This is a genomic window from Mongoliibacter ruber (assembly GCF_003003005.1).
Taxonomy (GTDB): Bacteria; Bacteroidota; Bacteroidia; order Cytophagales; family Cyclobacteriaceae; genus Mongoliibacter; species Mongoliibacter ruber.
The window spans coordinates 164,297-181,862 of the sequence record NZ_PVTR01000001.1 but is presented as its reverse complement, the minus strand read 5'-3'; the positions used below and the strand labels follow the sequence as shown (position 1 = coordinate 181,862).

13 protein-coding genes are annotated in these 17,566 nt (G+C 39.3%); 8 read left to right on the top strand and 5 right to left on the bottom strand.

Features of this window, described 5'->3' with window-relative positions; translation table 11 throughout:
* The first annotated feature begins 5 nt into the window (after positions 1-5).
* The 5 genes from CLW00_RS00765 (at position 6) to CLW00_RS00740 (ending at position 6,280) form a co-directional block, all read left to right on the top strand.
* Positions 6-704: an ABC transporter ATP-binding protein gene (locus CLW00_RS00765; protein ID WP_106131740.1), complete on the top strand. Its 699-nt coding sequence runs from the start codon at positions 6-8 to the stop codon at positions 702-704.
* A gap of 326 nt (positions 705-1,030) precedes the next feature.
* On the top strand, positions 1,031-3,400 hold the full coding sequence (locus CLW00_RS00755; RefSeq protein WP_106131738.1) for an ABC transporter permease: 2,370 nt from the start codon (positions 1,031-1,033) through the stop codon (positions 3,398-3,400).
* A gap of 119 nt (positions 3,401-3,519) precedes the next feature.
* Positions 3,520-4,044 (top strand): META domain-containing protein, encoded by a 525-nt coding sequence (locus CLW00_RS00750; RefSeq protein WP_106131737.1) that lies wholly within the window; start codon positions 3,520-3,522, stop codon positions 4,042-4,044.
* Between the two features lie 4 nt (positions 4,045-4,048).
* Positions 4,049-4,837: a PhzF family phenazine biosynthesis protein gene (locus tag CLW00_RS00745; RefSeq protein ID WP_106131736.1), complete on the top strand. Its 789-nt coding sequence runs from the start codon at positions 4,049-4,051 to the stop codon at positions 4,835-4,837.
* Positions 4,838-4,930: 93 nt separating this feature from the next.
* Positions 4,931-6,280 carry a TolB family protein gene (locus CLW00_RS00740; protein WP_106131735.1) on the top strand — a complete coding sequence of 450 codons (1,350 nt, stop codon included), beginning with the start codon at positions 4,931-4,933 and terminating at the stop codon, positions 6,278-6,280.
* A gap of 47 nt (positions 6,281-6,327) precedes the next feature.
* On the opposite strand, the gene CLW00_RS00735 is transcribed toward CLW00_RS00740, so the two are convergent.
* The 4 genes from CLW00_RS00735 to CLW00_RS00720 form a co-directional block, all read right to left on the bottom strand.
* Positions 6,328-7,407: a 3-oxoacyl-ACP synthase III family protein gene (locus CLW00_RS00735; protein WP_106131734.1), complete on the bottom strand. Its 1,080-nt coding sequence runs from the start codon at positions 7,405-7,407 to the stop codon at positions 6,328-6,330.
* A gap of 188 nt (positions 7,408-7,595) precedes the next feature.
* Positions 7,596-10,835: a S41 family peptidase gene (locus CLW00_RS00730; RefSeq protein ID WP_106131733.1), complete on the bottom strand. Its 3,240-nt coding sequence runs from the start codon at positions 10,833-10,835 to the stop codon at positions 7,596-7,598.
* Between the two features lie 52 nt (positions 10,836-10,887).
* Entirely contained in the window at positions 10,888-12,111 is a 1,224-nt protein-coding gene (locus CLW00_RS00725; protein WP_106131732.1) for an Nramp family divalent metal transporter, read from the bottom strand.
* Positions 12,108-13,199: a DUF2891 domain-containing protein gene (locus CLW00_RS00720; protein WP_106131731.1), complete on the bottom strand. Its 1,092-nt coding sequence runs from the start codon at positions 13,197-13,199 to the stop codon at positions 12,108-12,110. The genes CLW00_RS00725 and CLW00_RS00720 overlap by 4 nt, the downstream gene beginning before the upstream one ends.
* A gap of 111 nt (positions 13,200-13,310) precedes the next feature.
* Here CLW00_RS00720 and CLW00_RS00715 point away from each other — a divergent pair, with 111 nt between their 5' ends.
* The 3 genes from CLW00_RS00715 to CLW00_RS00705 are packed head-to-tail and all read left to right on the top strand — an operon-like array spanning position 13,311 to position 16,438.
* Complete coding sequence (locus CLW00_RS00715; RefSeq protein WP_106132195.1) at positions 13,311-14,846, top strand: helicase HerA-like domain-containing protein; 1,536 nt, start codon at positions 13,311-13,313, stop codon at positions 14,844-14,846.
* 13 nt (positions 14,847-14,859) lie between these two features.
* Positions 14,860-16,071: a BaiN/RdsA family NAD(P)/FAD-dependent oxidoreductase gene (locus CLW00_RS00710; protein WP_106132194.1), complete on the top strand. Its 1,212-nt coding sequence runs from the start codon at positions 14,860-14,862 to the stop codon at positions 16,069-16,071.
* A gap of 1 nt (position 16,072) precedes the next feature.
* Positions 16,073-16,438 (top strand): hypothetical protein, encoded by a 366-nt coding sequence (locus tag CLW00_RS00705; RefSeq protein ID WP_106131730.1) that lies wholly within the window; start codon positions 16,073-16,075, stop codon positions 16,436-16,438.
* A gap of 9 nt (positions 16,439-16,447) precedes the next feature.
* On the opposite strand, the gene gap is transcribed toward CLW00_RS00705, so the two are convergent.
* Positions 16,448-17,440, bottom strand: a complete 993-nt coding sequence (gene gap, locus CLW00_RS00700) for a type I glyceraldehyde-3-phosphate dehydrogenase (protein ID WP_106131729.1) — start codon at positions 17,438-17,440, stop codon at positions 16,448-16,450.
* Between the last annotated feature and the right edge of the window lie 126 nt (positions 17,441-17,566).

Genomic DNA, 17,566 nt, shown 5'->3' with positions numbered 1-17,566 from the left:
ATCATATGGAAAATATCATTAAAACTGTAAACCTCAAAAAACTCTACACCACAGAGGAGGTTGAAACCACTGCATTGGATGACATCAATGTAGAGATAAAAAAAGGAGAATTTGTAGCCATAATGGGTCCATCTGGTTGCGGAAAATCTACTTTGCTCAATATCATAGGGCTACTTGACAACCCTGATGATGGACAGTATTTTTTCTTAAACGAAGAAGTAGCAAAATACTCGGAAAGACAGCGTTCACAATTGAGAAAAGGAAATATTGGTTTTGTATTCCAAAGCTTCAACCTGATTGACGAACTAACCTGTTTTGAAAATGTAGAACTACCACTTTTATACCTGAAAATACCTTCAGACGAGCGCAAGAGAAGGGTTGAAGAAGTTTTGACCCGAATGAACATTATGCATAGAAAAGACCACTTTCCTCAGCAACTATCCGGGGGGCAACAGCAAAGGGTAGCTATAGCACGGGCAATTGTAGCCAAGCCGGCTGTAATCCTTGCCGATGAACCTACTGGTAACCTGGATTCGGCAAATGGTGAGGAAGTCATGAGGCTTTTAGAAGAGTTGAATAATGAAGGTACTACGATAGTGATGGTAACCCACTCTCCACACGACGCCAACTATGCCCACCGTATCATCAATCTGTTTGATGGTAAAGTAGTGACTGAGAATATCAGGGAGCAGTTTCACGTGTAGTCTGAAATCAGAGGATTAATTGAAGCTTGAGGTTTCATTTAAACTGACATTTGGTTAGTTTTTGGCTGATATATGCTTTGCGATATAAATTGAAATAAGCCTTCGGCGATATAAAAACCTAACATCATAGCGAATTCCTTCTTGCCTAGAAGTCTTTTTGTAACAAAGGCAAATTGTACCGATTTCAAGTTTGTATAAATGACACAATCAAAAGTCTGCATTGCGTGTAGGGTTCGGATATTTGTGTAGCACAATCTCTTTTCTCGTTTCTCGCATCTAATATCTAATAGCCCGTATCTCAAAATTCCTTATTCAACCTTCTCCATATGTTCACAAACTACCTCAAAATCGCACTCCGGGGCTTTTCTAAGCATAAGCTGACCTTTTTTATCAACTTGTTTGGTTTGGCCTTAGGCCTATGGGCCGCCATCCTGATTGGTTTGTGGGTCCGTTCAGAGCTATCGATGAATAGAACCTTTGCAGACAACGAACAAGTCTATCGCATCATGGAACATCAGCGTTATGGTTCCGAGATCTTTACCACTACCTCTACACCTGGGATCTTGGCAAAAGAACTGAAGGAACAATATCCTGAGGTTGAAAAAGCTGCAACATATACCTGGAATGAAGAAGTTCTTTTTGTCAAGGAGGAAAACCGTCACAGGTTAAATGGATTCTACGCAGGAGAAGATTACCTGCATATCCTTCAGTACCCTTTACTTTACGGGGATCGTGATCTGGCATTATCTCGTAAATCACACGTGGTTTTATCCTCAGAAGCAGCAATTCGCATGTTTGGAAAAACCAATGTAATAGGAGAGGACATTACGCTTGTAGAAACAGAAGGAGAAAGTTCATTCATTGTACAGGCTGTTCTAGCGCCATTTTCTTCAGATTTATCAGGCAAGTTCGATTACATTTTACCTTATCAATTTATGTTTGATAAGCCATTTAATACATGGCTACAACAATGGGGGAACAACGGACCAAACACAATATTAAAACTTAATCCATCTGCAGATTACCAAGTGTTTTCGAAGAATATTCAGGATTTTATCAAGGAAAGAAACGAAGGTTCTAACGTTACGCTTTTTGCTTATCCACAAGCAGACCTTTATCTCTATGGAAAATTCACAGATGGACTACAGCAAGGTGGTCGTATAGAATATGTAAGGATGTTTTCTGTGATAGGAATATTCATTCTCCTGATCGCTTGTATCAACTTTATGAACCTTTCTACAGCAAGGTCACAGAAAAGGGCAAAAGAAGTGGGGGTAAGAAAAGTGGTGGGTGCAGAGAGAGGAGCTTTGGTTGGTCAGTTTTTGAGCGAATCATTGATTCTGAGTGTTTTTGCTGGTTTTTTCGCACTTCTTTTGGTCCAATTGACCTTGCCAACTTTCAACAATATCACGGGAAAGTCAATGTCGATCCCTTTTGATGAATTTGCTTTTTGGGTACAATTGACAACTATAATACTATTTACAGGCTTAGTTGCCGGAAGCTATCCAGCATTTTACCTTTCTGCAACAAAGGTAGTCTCTGTTTTCAAGAGTCATATGAAATCAGGAAGTACTGTGGTATGGGCGAGAAAAGGACTTGTTACATTTCAGTTTATTCTGGCCTCTATTTTGATTGTGGGAACTATAGTTGTGTACCAACAGATCAATTTTGCATTGAAACAGAATCTGGGCTATGATAAAGATCAATTGATTCTTATTGAATTGGACGGTAAACTGATAGATAACTTTGATGTATTCAAAACAGCACTTGACAATAACCCCGGAGTAGTTTCCTTAAGTAGATCAACACACAGCATGATGGGAAGAAATTCCAATACAGGAGATGTGAGATGGGAGGGGAAAGACCCTGACTTTTCATCGCTTTTCGAAATCATGCGTGTAGATTATGATTATTTAGAAACGATGGGATTTCAATTGATCAAAGGAGAGGATTTTTCACGTGATAGAGGTTCTGATTCAATTCAGGGAGCTATTCTCAACCGACGTGCATATGAGCTGGTAACCCAAGATCATTCAGAAGCGGTGTCATTTACCCTTTGGGATGAGGACAGAAATATCACTGGGGTGGTAGAAGACTTTCATTTCCAAAGCCTACATCAGTCCATGGAGCCGGTAATATTACTATTGGACCCATCTTTTGCCAGTCAGGCTTATGCCAAAATCAATACAGCTGACATCGAAAAAACAATAGCCTCTATTCAAAACATTGCCGAAAACTTGAACCCTGATTTTCCTTTCACTTACAGTTTTATGGATGAAAACTATGCCCGCATGTACAATGAAGATGTAAGGACAAGAGATTTAGCAAAATATTTCAGCATTTTGACCATCTTGATATCTTGTTTAGGGCTTCTGGGCTTGTCTTCGCACATCGCAGAGCAAAAGACCAAAGAGATCGGAATCCGAAAGGTGCTGGGAGCTTCGACTTTTTCTATACTTAATGTTATCAACAAAGAGTTTATAAGCATTGTTGCAATTTCCATAGTGATCGGTTCTGGCTTGGCCTATTGGCTGGTACAAGATTGGCTTTCTAATTTTGCATATAGGATAAATTTCTCCTGGTGGTTTATTCCATTTGCAGCAGGTATCATTTTGCTTATAGCCTATATGACGGTGACTTTGCAGGCCCTAAAGGCATCACAGGTCAATCCTGTCAACTCTCTGAAATCTGAATAAATTTAAAAAGGCCGGGGTTTACCGGTCTTTTTTTTTTAATATGCAAAGCTCTAGCGTTCATTTTCTATATGGTTAAGAATTAGGTATCAAAATTGTGAAAGCAAACAAAACCATGAACTATGAAAACATTACGCAGGATATTTTTATTGTCGCTTGCTATAATTTTGATGAATGCTTGTAATACCGACGAATTTGAAGGATGTCCATTAAGCTATACTGTTAAAACCGGAGATTTTGACCTTACCAATTCCTGGGCATTTGTTGGATTCAGGACTAAAGGTGCTGGGGGGATAGATTTCCCCCCATGTGATACTTATGCAGGTGCTGCGGTCACTTTAGGCAAGGTTAACCTCACTTTTACCCAAAACCCATCTTCGCAGGAGAACGGTTTCTTTGAATTTGCTGGCGCCTCTGTTGTAAACAGCTTTACTGGAAGTTATAGAACATTTGGAAATGGGAGAATTGAAGCTTTAAATAGACTTGCAATTACATTAATTGCAGGAAATGAAGTTCTTTCTAATTACGAAAATCGCTATCTTCAGGGACTTAGAAATATGGAAAGCTATAGGATACAAAACAATATGTTGATGATAGCTTTTAATGGTGATTTGGAAGAAATGATTTTCGTATTAATAGAATCTTGAAAAAATGGAGCTTAAAATATACCAAGTTGATGCGTTTACAGACCACGTTTTTGGAGGCAATCCTGCGGCTGTTGTACCATTGACAACATGGCTGGACAATGATACCCTTCAAAAAATAGCCCTTGAAAATAACCTTTCAGAAACTGCATTCTACATTATTGATGGGGAAAGAGTTTTGATCAGATGGTTTACTCCGAGTATTGAAGTCGACTTGTGCGGGCATGCTACTTTGGCTACTGCACATGTACTTTTTGAACATGAGGGATTTGAAGGAGACAACATTTCTTTTTTTTCCGATAGATCAGGAAAATTATCTGTGAGCAAAAAAGGTGATGGATCATTGGAATTGGATTTCCCCACTGATCAGTTAGAAAAGGTGGACATGACGCCTACATTTACAGCACCATTCCAGCCTGTACCGGTTGAGGCATATAAAGGGAAATCTGATGTCATTTTGATTTTCGAAAATGAGCGGATCATCAGAACATTGCACTATGATTTACATAAAATTTCATTGATAAAAGCCAGAGGAGTAATCGTGACAGCCAAGGGAGATGAAGTGGATTTTGTTTCAAGATTCTTTGGGCCAATGGTAGGAGTTCCAGAAGATCCCGTGACGGGATCAGCCCATACAAGTCTGACCCCACTTTGGGCCGAAAAATTAAACAAAGAAAAACTCAATGCCCTTCAAGTCTCCCATAGAGGGGGAGTTTTGGAATGTGAACTCAAAGGAGATAGGGTTTTTATAAGTGGAAAAGCAATTACTTATCTTATAGGGAATATTTTTTTATAAATATTTGAACAAATAATTAAAGAATATAGGTAACAAGATTTCATAAGCTGGATGTATGGTTGGATTAAATTTTCAACCTAACTGTTAAAACTTATGAAAACCGTGAAAAAAAATGGAACATTTCAATTGGTTAATTTTAATGTTCAGAGCAAAAAAAATCATTCTTCATTTGGTTCAACTATTGAACTCCTTCACCTAAGGATCCAAAAGGGACTTGCATTCTTTTTAATTTTATTTTGTGTAACATTTGTTCTGTTTTCTTGTGCCGAAGAAGAAAAAACACCGCCAATTGCAAATGAACCAGCACCTACAGGAAGTATTTTGGTTAAAATTTCAACTATAGGGCTTGATGATGAGCCAGATGGGTACACACTGAACGTAGAAGGCTCAGCTCTTCGACAAGTGGAAGCTAATGGCGAGTACAGCATTGGCAACAAAAAAGCAGGAAGGTACAATGTAGAGTTGACAAATATCTCACAACATTGTACTGGTAATGGAAATATGATCAAAGAAGTCACTGTAACTGCTGATAGTACTGTCACTGTAGAGTTCGAAGTGAGCTGCAAAGCAATTTTGAAAGATCGAATTACATATGCTAAAGGCTTAGATAACTTTACGGCGTTTAAGTTTTATTCTTCAAAACTCGATGGATCAAATGAAAAGGTGATATTAGATCAAGTAATCAATTTTCCAAGTTCTTTAAGGATTTCTCCCGACGGTACGAGGATTTCAATTACTGATAGGGTAGAAGGTACAAATATGATTCAGGTATTTGTCATGGATGCCGATGGACAAAATCTAGAAATGATTCCTTATGATCAAGCCGCAAATGTTGGGCAAATAAATCAGTTTAACCAAGTGTGGCATCCAGATGGTAAAAAACTAACTTTTAGAAGTGGTTTTAAAACAGTGACGTATGATCTTGAAACCGGTGAGAGGAAAGAATTTGAGCTAGAGCCAGGGCGTTTTTTTTCAGTGACAGAGGTCTTCGAAAATGGAAATAAATTTTTAGGGATATATATGGTTTCCGTTCCAAATGAGCCTGTGATCCGATATGTGGCTACCATGAACTCTGATGGTTCTGATTTGAAGCTTTTAAAGGAAAGCACTGATTTAGTTTTTTTTAATCCTCGATTGTTCAGTGGAAACACGATTGTCTATCTTCAAAGAAGAAATGGTCCTGGTTTTTTTAATGAATTTTGGCAAATGAATTTAGATGGTACTGAGGATAAAAATGTTAGCGGAAAGTTAGGCTTTGCTGAAAATGAATTACTTCAATCATTCTCTATATCTCCTGACAAAGAGGATTTGATTTTCTATGTAGCACAAGGGTTGAATTTTTACTTTGGTAAAACTAAGATCAATGGCTCTTCTCAAAATATTAATTTTCCAGAGAGAGCAATAAGAATTAATCCTGAATGGTCTCCTGCAACAAAAAAATAAATCAATATGAGTCCCTTGGTCTAAAAAAAACCAAGGGACTTACTTAGTTAAGGCACCAAATACACAAAGGCATTTACATTCATCCCAGCACCAACTGAGGCAAAAACCAAATGGTCTCCGGATTTGATATGATGGCCATTCAATTCATTTCTCATTATCATATCATACAAAATTGGAACAGTAGCAACAGAATTATTTCCAAGTTTGGATATGGTCATTGGCATAATATCCTTTGATTCTACGCCTGAAACACCTGCATTCTTGAAGACTCTCTGAATGATTGCTTCATCCATTTTTGCATTGGCTTGATGGATCAATACTTTCTTTATTTTTTCAAAAGGAACGCCTGATTTTTTTATTGTTTCAAGCACCAGATTAGGCACTGTATTCAATGCATATTCGTAAAGCTTCCTCCCGTTCATTTTCATGAAAAGTGTGTCATCCTTGAAATCAGGATGGTACGAAACGTCCATTTTGAGAAAATGAGCTTCATTATAAGTATCAGATCTAGTTTTGTGGGCAAGGATTCCTACTTGCTCTTCAGTTTCTTTTGCTTCTAGTAAAATCGCCCCGGCACCATCTGAATAGATCATGCTGTCTATGTCATGTGGATCTGAAATCCTAGAAAGACTTTCAGCCCCTATCACCAAGACTTTTTTGGCATCTCCGGATTGGATATAATAATGCGCCTGAATAACACCCTGAACCCAGCCAGGGCAGCCAAAAGGAAGGTCATAAGCGACACAGTCCGGATTTTGTATCCTCAATAAATGCTTGACTCTAGAGGCCAAAGCCGGTACCATATCTGATTTTTTATTGTTGTAGAGGATATCTCCAAAGTTGTGGGCAACAATAATGTAGTCAAGAGTTTCTGGGTCGATGCCAGCAGATTCTATAGCTCCCTTTGCAGCAAAATACCCCATATCAGAAGTGTTGTACTCATCAGTGAGATACCTTCTTTCTTGAATATCCGTGATTTCTTGAAACTTATTGACTATTTCTTCATTTGACTTGGGAATTTTTTCTCCTTTGTCGTTGACAAAATCCCTTTTTAAAAACTCTTCATTTTTTACAATACGCTCAGGAATATACTTTCCTGACCCTGTAATGACAGAACGGATACTCATATATCAGATGCTTGGTGGTTAAATTTTTGAATTTGAAAAGTAACGAATTATATCCAATCGATTTTACACTCTTTTGAAAAATTCGTAATCTTAACCGTAATTTTAACCATTCAAAGAAATATTTGACCATTTCCCTGATGATAATCATTAAAAAAGCCAGTCCATTATGAACTGGCTTTTAACTAAACTTAATCTTTTTTCTCAGGTCTGAAATACCTTATCGGTGCAGCGGGTTCTGGTTTCAATTCCACGCCTTCAGTTTCCAACAGTCTTAGCGCTTCCATTACAGCTTTTTCCAATTGGGGATCACTCCCTTCAATGACCAATTTAGGTTCTTGTTCTACTTCAATATCAGGGGATATACCAACGCCTTCTACAGCCCATTCTCCATCTACATCGAAGAAACCTCCTCTAGGTGCTACCATCCTTCCACCGTCAATAAAGGGAGGTGTATCCCAAGTACCTACCAATCCACCCCACGTTTGGGTTCCGATCAAAGGACCTATTTCCATTTTATTAAAAAGGTAGGGGAGAAGGTCTCCTCCTGAACCAGCCCTTTCATTGATCAGCATCACTTTTGGTCCCCAAATACCTGACATAGGAGTGGTAAATGGCTTTCTGTCACCTGCACGTGAATTGAAATAGCCATGAAGCTCCCTTGCCATAATATCTACCATATAATCGGCTGCCGATCCACCACCATTGTTTCTTTCATCGATTACAGCACCTTTTTTGTCCTGTTGTGCAAAATAATATCGGTTAAAATAGGTATAGCCAGGTTGACTCGTATTGGGAATGTAAACATAGGCCAATTTGCCATCGGAAAGTTCGTCAACTTTTCTTCTGTTTCCTTCTACCCAATCTATCATTCTAAGGCTGTTCTCGTTGGGAACAGGCACCACAGTCAGCACTCTTGAACCTTCATATTGGGGCTTTTCATTGACTCTGATACGGATTTGTTTGTTGGCAGTATTCTCAAAGTAACTATAGAAATTTTCTCCCTCTTTGATTTCTTTTCCCTCTACTTCCAATAAATAATCACCTTCTTTTATTTTCAATCCAGGAACTGCCAATGGTGCTTTAATGCTTGGATTCCAGCTTTCTCCATTGTAGATTTTTGATATTCTATACTTTCCGTTGGTAAATTCGAAATCAGCACCAAGTAATCCAATATCGACTGTTTTTATGGATGGAAAATCTCCTCCCGATGTATAGCTATGGCCTACAGCTACTTCTCCTCCAAGGATATCAATCACATAGTTCATGTCGGTCCTGTGTTTCACATGGTCTACCCAAGGCTTGTACCATTCGTATATCTCATCCCATGGCGCCCCGTGTACATTGTCCACATAGAGAAAATCCCGTTGGTACCTCCATCCTTCACGGTAGATTTGATGCCATTCTTCTTGCGGTTTTACTTTTACTTTAAACCCACTCAGTGCTTTCAAAGCACCATCACCTGGCTTTTTAACTCCAGCTGTTGTTTCCATTATGCCCCAGTTGCCATTGGATTGATAGAGCAATGATTTTCTATCTTGAGAAATAGCCACTTGGGCTACTTTTGTCATAAACTCCTCAGCTTTTCTGTCCTTGAAGTTGTACCTGTGCAAGGTCTCAGCTGTTTCATTTGGTACATTTTCAGTGTAAAAAAGATGATTTTCAGGTCCAGCGTACAGTGAAGTATAGTTTCTGTCTGGAATATCCATTGCTACAATTCTATGCCCAAGACCTTCCTCATCTATTGTGACAGTTACTTTGCCATTTTCCTCTTTGTTATCGTTTTTATCAGTCTTTTCTTTTTCTTCATCACTTTCTGGAAGAAGAGGTGACTTCCCATTTTTGCTCAAAACCGCTGCATACAAACTTCTTGTGATAGGCCTGTCATAAGAGCTCATATCAAGCCAACCTGTATTGAGGCCAAAATTAGTGCTTGCTAGAAAATAGAGGTATTCACCCTTTACATCCCATATCGGGGTAATGGCATCAGCCATTCCATCGGTCAGCTGGATCTTCTTGTTGGTTTCTATATTGTGGATAAAAATCGCTTTAAACTGATTGTCGAGTAGTCTAGAGTAGGCAATCCATTTGCTGTCCGGAGACCATTCTGGATTTAATGAACGGTTGGGGTGGGCGAATCTATCAGTATCCAAAATCCGAGCTTCAGCATTGGTGACATTGACTAGCCAAAGGTTATAATCTGTATCGGTAAAAGAAATGTATTTGCCATCAGCAGACCAAGCTGGCTTAAAATAAAACGAATTGTTAGGTAACTTGATTTCCTTTGCAGACTCAAGGCCTTCTTGGTCACCTATCATGAGTTGATATTCACCCGAAATATCAGAAAACCAGGCTATTTGTTTCCCATCAGGCGACCACACTGGTGCACGTTCAGCTGAATGGGAGCTATTTGTCAAATTGCGCGCATTGCCTTTTTCTTTTGGTACAGTGATGATGTCACCTCTAAATTCAAAGAGAGCCCTTTGGCCTGTTGGGGAAAGCGAAGCGTTCAAAAGACCTCTTGAATTGACATCTACCCATCTCTCTCTTGCCCAGTGAAAATCTCCTTTTATTTCAATTGTCAATTGTTTGGATTCCCCTGTCTCGGGATTCAAAAGATGTAAGTAGCCTCCTTGTTCATACACAAGCTCCTTTCCATTGGAATCATGGTTTTTGACATCGAAATCCACATGGAAAGTCTCTTGCTTTAGCTCTTCACTTTCTGGATGATAAGACCAGATGTTGCTGGCATAATCAAGTTCAGACAGGAAAAAAACCTTATCCCCATGCCATATCGGCAAAGTATGACGTTCATTATCAGACCTTGGTGTTTTTTTTAATGAAAAATCATTCATGTCTACTATCCAAATGGGTTTGGCTTGGCCGCCTCGATAGTTTCTCCACTCAGGATCCCAAAAAGCAATTTGCTGGTAAGCCATTTTGTTTCCATCAGTTGAAAGCCTTCCATTTACTGCCCTAGGAATCGGCAGTGCTTCTTCCATACCTCCTTCAATTGATATCTTATAAAATTTCGATTCTTTAGTAGGTACATTTTCCCTGGCTGAAGTAAACAGAATATGTTTGCTATCAGGTGTCCAACCCGTCACAAGATCTGCTCCTGGATGCCATGTCAATCTTTTGGGTTCTCCACCTTCTGTTGGAATAATGTATACATCTGTGTTGCCATCATATTGCGCCGTAAAGGCAACATGCTTTCCGTCCGGAGAAAATCTAGGGAGTTGTTCCTGTCCCTCATTGCTGGTAAGTCGTATGGCTTGACCTCCTTCTTTTTCTACACGCCAAAGATCATTGGCATGAACAAAGACAATGTATTGATCTGAGATAGTTGGTTCACGTAGCAACCTGCTTCCCTGACCAAAACTCATTTGGCAGATTAAGCCAAAGAAAATGACCTGTATTAATGATTTCATAAGTATGTTGGATAAATATTTAATTTCGCTTTTAAATAATGAGGACAGTAATTCAAATCCAATTGAATACTTTGGCTACACTCATACAGCCTAAACCAAGTGTGATCAACCATACCAAAAACCCTAACACATTTATGATTGCAGTGTTTTTGTAGCCTTGCATCAATTCTGATTTGTTGGCAAGCCAAAGTATGTATGCTGATAATAAGGGCAGTAACATCCCATTTGCTAATTGGGCCAGATTGATCAGTTGTACGGGTTTAATCCCTAGTGAGGCAAACAACAATCCTAAGCCTAATATAGCGCTTATACTCCATTTCATTGGTGGCTGGGATAAATTACTTGACCATCCAAAAATCCCGCATACTACAAACGCTCCTGCCAATGGCGCTGTGATAGCTGAAGTAATACCTGCAGCGAAGAGTCCAAATCCAATGAAATATTTTGCCTGATTTCCCAACAAAGGCTCTACACCAATAGCCAATTCAGCGGCTGAGTTTACCTCAGAGATCCCACTACCAGCAGCAGTAGCCACAATAGCCATAGAAACAAGCCCTCCCAGTACTACCGATATGATGGTGTCGACTCGTGCATATTTAAGATCTTTGATAGAATTCCATCTTTGAGAGACTAAAGAGGAATGCAGAAATAGGTTGTAGGGGACTACAGTAGTTCCTATCAGTGCTACTATTTGAATAATGTTCAATGAATTGACTTTTGGAACAAAACCTCCAGCCAATTCTCCAAATGATGGTTTGACCATAAAAATATTCAGGATAAAGGCCAAGCTCATTAAAATGACCAAAAACGTAAGAACTTGGGTAATCCTTTTGTAAGAACCGATCATCAGCAAGGACCAAGCAACAATACCCAGAAGCATATTGAGTGGATTTAGTGAAAGTGTGGCAAACTGCAAAGCGGGCATGTCTACAAACAAGCTTAAGCCCATTGAACCTCCGCTAATGTTTCCAGCCTCATAAGCGGCATTTCCAAGTACAATAGCCAGCAAAATCAAGGTGAGGGAAAGATACCGTGACATGCCTTTTTTCAGAGATCCTGATACCACAGTGGCTAAGCCTTTGCCGGTGAACAAACCAATTCTAGAGGCCATTTCCTGTAGTACAATTGTCGCAAAAACCGAGAGCGCTAATGCCCATAGCAAATCATAGCCAAATTTAACACCTGCTATGGTGCAGACCGTAACAGTTCCGGGACCAATAAATGCCGCAGCAATTAAAGGTCCTGGGCCAATGTATTTCCGAAACTTTCCTATCATTGCGCCTGCTGCAGAGCGTAAATGGCAAAACTTCCCAGCCAATGTGTGCCTTCATAATTATCATCTACTATAGAAGGTAAGGAATATAAAATGTGTTCGTTGGCTATTCCGGTTAGGTGGCTGTACTTTTCAGGATAGTCTTTTATCAAACCGTAAATAACCCATGCACGGCTGAAATTGAGACCATCTAAATGTACCAATTTGCCATCTGTACGATCACTAACTTTCCCTGGAATCAAGTTAAATTCTGATTCTGCAAGTTTAGGCATAAAGGCTTCTAACCAAGGAAGAAATTCATCTTCTGGCATTACCTTTCTCATGATATCCAATTCTTGAAAGCAAGGCGAAAGAAAATCAAAACCACTTGGCTCCCAATTCAAAGGACAGTTTTGATCATTTTCGAACCAATGATAAGCCCTTTCTGTGATGAGTTTAGCCAATGATTCATCACCTGTAGTGATTGCAAAATCATGTGCAAAGGACAATCCAAAAGCAATATTGGAATGCTCACCAACTCTAATTGGATATATCAATTTAGGTAGGAAATCCATGTATTTTTCAACCATCAATGCAGTAAGTGGCTGGAGGTTTTCTCCAAGTTTCTTAGCAAAGGGATCATCCCACAAAGCCAACTCCTCAGTTAATTTTAAAACCCATGCCCATCCATATGTCCTTTCAAAACTACTGTTTTGTGGCATGTCAAAATACCTGACTTCTTGAAGTATATTTTCCTTACTCAGGTTCTCTGCTAGCTTTTCTTTGATCAAATCAGCATCTTCCAAATCTGGAAACTGTCTCAAAAGACTGACCAGCATCCAGTGGCCATGAACGCTTGAATGCCAATCAAAACAGCCATAAAAAGCAGGATGTAGTTCTTTAGGTCCTTTTAGGTAAGTTTCATCTTCAAGTGTTTGGTTCAGCTTGTTCGGATATTCTACCTGCATGCAGTGAAGCGGCATTTTGGATAGCCTATTGGCTTCGGACAAACTTAAGGTGATAGGATTAGGAAGAACCGTCTGAGCATAGGGTGCTACATTGACAAGCAGTACTAAACCAAGACTTAAGACAAATAAGTAAATATGTTTCATGAAAAGGAGTTTAAGTTTTTGAAGTTAAGAGATAAATACTCTTTTTAAAAACAGAAATTATTACTTTTGGCAAAGATCAAAACTTTGTCTTTTTTTTTAAATATAACCATGATGGGAAAACTAGAAGATTTTAAAACTCATTTAGAAAGTGGATACAGCTTCAAAGGAGATTCAATTATTTTGGGAACTGGAATCTTAGATTATGAACCAATTCAAGGGGCACAAGTAAAAATACCCTTGAGAACGATGAACAGGCACGGCTTGATTGCAGGAGCCACCGGAACAGGAAAAACCAAAACTTTACAGGTAATTGCAGAGCAGCTTTCATTACAGGGAGTGCCTTCAGTATTGATGGATTTGAAAGGTGATTTGTCTGGTTTGGCACAGCCAGGCACTTTTAATTCCCATATCGAAAAACGATCTCAGTTGATAGAGGTTGATTTTGAAGGAATGGGATTGCCTGTCGAGTTAATGTCGATTAGTAACGAAAAAGGTGTGAAATTGAAAGCAACAGTATCTGAATTTGGTCCTGTTCTAATGTCACAGATTTTAGAATTGAATGATACACAAAGGGGAGTAATGGCCCTTGTCTTTAGGTATTGTGATACCCATCACCTGCCACTACTGGATTTGAGGGATTTGAAAAAAGTACTTCAATTTGTCATCAATGAAGGTAAAGAGGAAATTACCAAAGAATATGGTGCTGTATCTCCAGCTACGATCAACACCATCATGCGAAAAATTATAGAGTTGGAGCAACAGGGAGCAGAGAACTTTTTTGGCGAATTATCATTCGAAGTAGACGATTTTGTAAGAACAGTGAATGGCAAAGGAGTAGTCTCAATCATCCGCTTGACTGACATTCAAAACCGACCAAAGCTATTTTCTACGTTTATGTTAAGTCTTCTGTCAGAGATTTATGAGACATTTCCCGAGCAAGGTGATTCTGATAAGCCCAAACTCTGTTTATTTATAGATGAAGCTCATTTGGTATTCAACAATTCCTCAAAGGATTTGATTGATAAAATAGAAGCTATTGTCAAATTGATAAGGTCAAAAGGGGTAGGGGTGTATTTCTGTACCCAGACACCGACTGATGTGCCGGAAAGAATTCTTGGTCAATTAGGCCTAAAAATACAACATGCATTAAGGGCATTTACTGCAAAGGATAGAACAGCAATCAGAAGGACAGCTGAGAATTACCCTATTTCTGAATACTATAAGACAGACGAAGTCCTGACGACAATGGGAATAGGGGAGGCATTGGTGACAGCATTAAATGAAAAAGGTATCCCAACACCTTTATCACATACATTATTGAGGGCTCCGGTTTCCCGAATGGATATTCTAATGGAGAATGAGCTGGATAATTTGGTTTCCAAATCACGCTTAGTGCCCAAGTACAATGTTAACATTGACAGGCAAAGTGCTTTTCATCTGCTGGATCAAAAAATCACACAGGCCGAAATTGCAGCGGCCAACAACACAGAGGTTCAGCAACAAAAAAGACCGGGAAGACCTGCTAAAGAAACATCTATTTTGGAAGATTTTTCCAAGAACACGATGGTCAGACAAATTGGAAGAACGATTTTTAGAGAAATTACCCGAAATTTGATGGGCTCAATTTCAGGTAAAAAAAAGAAGTAAAGTAGTGGGTGAATTGAAGGTAGGAATTATAGGAGCTGGTGCAGCTGGGTATTTTGCAGCCATACATGCCGCCCAAAGTGGTGCGCAGGTGAGTATTTTAGAAAAAACTTCCAAGACATTGGCGAAGGTTAAAGTCTCAGGTGGTGGAAGATGCAACGTGACGCATGATGCAAGAGAAATTTCTAAACTGGTTAAAAATTATCCTAGAGGAGAAAAATTCCTTAAAAAAGTGTTTAAGCACTTTTCAGTCAACGACACCATCGAGTGGTTTGAAAGCAGGAACGTCAAAACAAAAACAGAAGGAGACGGGAGAATGTTTCCCGTATCTGATAGTTCCCAAACAATAATTGACGCTTTGGAAAAAGAGGCTGAAACCAAAAATGTGACCATTATCAAAAGTTTTAATGTCCAAAAAATAGCAAAGAATCATCAAGGTTTTGAAGTAAGCGATGGCAAGAGGCAATTGAATTTTGACCGATTGATCTTGTGCTCGGGAGGAAACCCCAAAAAGGAAGGTTTTGAGTTTATCAAGGAATTGGGCCACAGCATAGTCCCCCCCATTCCTTCATTGTTTACTTTTAATACACCTACAGAGCCTTTGAGAAAACTAATGGGCATTTCCGTACCAAATGCTCATGTAAGGTTAGAAGGAACCAAGTTATCTTATGAAGGCCCTTTGTTAATTACTCATTGGGGAGTCAGTGGGCCGGCAGTATTAAAACTTTCAGCTTTTGGAGCAGAATGGCTCTATGATCATGCTTATCAAGCCAATGCACACATCAGGTGGGTGGCTTCTACTTCAGAAAATGATATTCAAAACCAACTGACAAATTTTAAAAACCAACATCCCAAAAAGAAAATAGCGACAAACCCTTTGTTTGAATTACCTGGGAGGTTGTGGGAGCACTTGACCCAAGTGGCAGAAATCAATGAAAACCTACTTTGGCAGGACATCCCAAAAAAGCAATTTAATAGAATGGTTCAAAATCTTTTTTGTTATATTGTTGGCGTCAAAGGCAAAACAACTTTCAAAGAAGAATTCGTGACGGCAGGAGGGGTAGAATTATCAGAAGTTGATCCTGAGACAATGGAAAGCAAAATCGTAAAAGATTTGTTTTTTGCCGGAGAGGTATTGAATATTGATGGAATTACGGGCGGTTTCAACTTTCAGGCTGCTTGGAGTACCGGATACCTAGCTGGTGTTAATGTGAATCATCCAATATAGCATGCAACAAATACCACCTGTAAGTTTCGATAAAATCGAAGAGATGACCGAAGGAGACGCTGAATTTAAGGCGGAATTGATTTCGGCGATATATTTTTCATTGCAGGAGTTACGGCAAAAATACATAGAAGGAGCTGCCAATCACGATACAGTTATCATTCAGGAAATCAGGCATAAAGTCAAGCCTTCACTCGCTCTTTTTGATATGATCTTGTTGAATGAAATTATTCAAGACGGAAAGGATATCATTGAAAATCAAGGTTTCAATGAAGCCTTTATGGAGCATTTTGATAAATTTTTGGACGCAGTAGAAGATGCCATTGATTACGTCAGGCCTCATGTCACTGACATCGAGGATGAGGCCTGACTTAAGTCTTTATATCAACTGTATCAAATCCACCAATCTGTTGGCATAACCGGCTTCATTGTCATACCATCCTACTATTTTCACCAAATTTCCCTTTGCAGAAGTCAGTCCGGCATCAAAAATACAAGAGTGTGGATTTCCAATGATGTCAATAGAAACTATAGGTGCTTCTTCGTATTCCAGAATTCCTTTTAAATCTCCTTCCGCTGCCTTTTTAAACACAGCATTTACCTCATCTGTGGTGGTGTCCTGAGACAATTCTACAATCAAGTCAGTCAAGGAACCATCAGGAACAGGAACACGCATTGCAGAAGCTTCTATCCTGCCTTTGAGGTGGGGAAGGACGATTTCCATCGCTTTCGCAGCATGTGTCGTAGTTGGAATAATTGAATATGCAGCGGCGCGGGCACGACGCAAATCTCTGTGGGGTGCATCATGTAGGTTTTGGTCATTGGTATAAGAGTGCACAGTAGATACAAATCCCTTCACAATTCCAAAATGATCATCCAGGATTTTCACCATCGGCGCCAGGCAGTTGGTGGTGCATGAAGCATTTGAAATGATATCAGATTCTTGCTCTAGCACCGTTTGGTTAACGCCTAGAACGACAGTTGGAACTCCTTCATCCTTAGCTGGAGCAGTAATGATCACTTTCTTCGCTCCAGCTTTCAAATGTCCTTCAGCCAATTTTCTTTCAGTAAATCTGCCAGTAGACTCTAAGACAATATCAATATCCAAGTCAGCCCAAGGGATTCTTGATGGATCTTTCTCTGCAAAAATTTTAATGGTCTTTCCTTTCGTGACAATATCACCGTTGACTACTTCTACCTTATGTGGATATTTGCCATGAATGGAATCATACTGTATCAGGTGAGCCAAAGTCTCTGGATCAATGAGGTCATTTACCGCGACTAGATCTATGCCTTCTTTTTCTAAAATTAATTTAATGGCCAATCGGCCAATTCTACCACAGCCATTGACTGCAACTCTTTTGTTTTTCATCTGATAAAAGGTACTTTTAAACGCAATGCGAAAATAGGAAAGTTGAGGGGCAATGACTAAGAATTTTTTTTCACGCTAATTTTCAGTGGATTGGGAGAAGAAACCAAATATTTTTTGGCTGGGTTT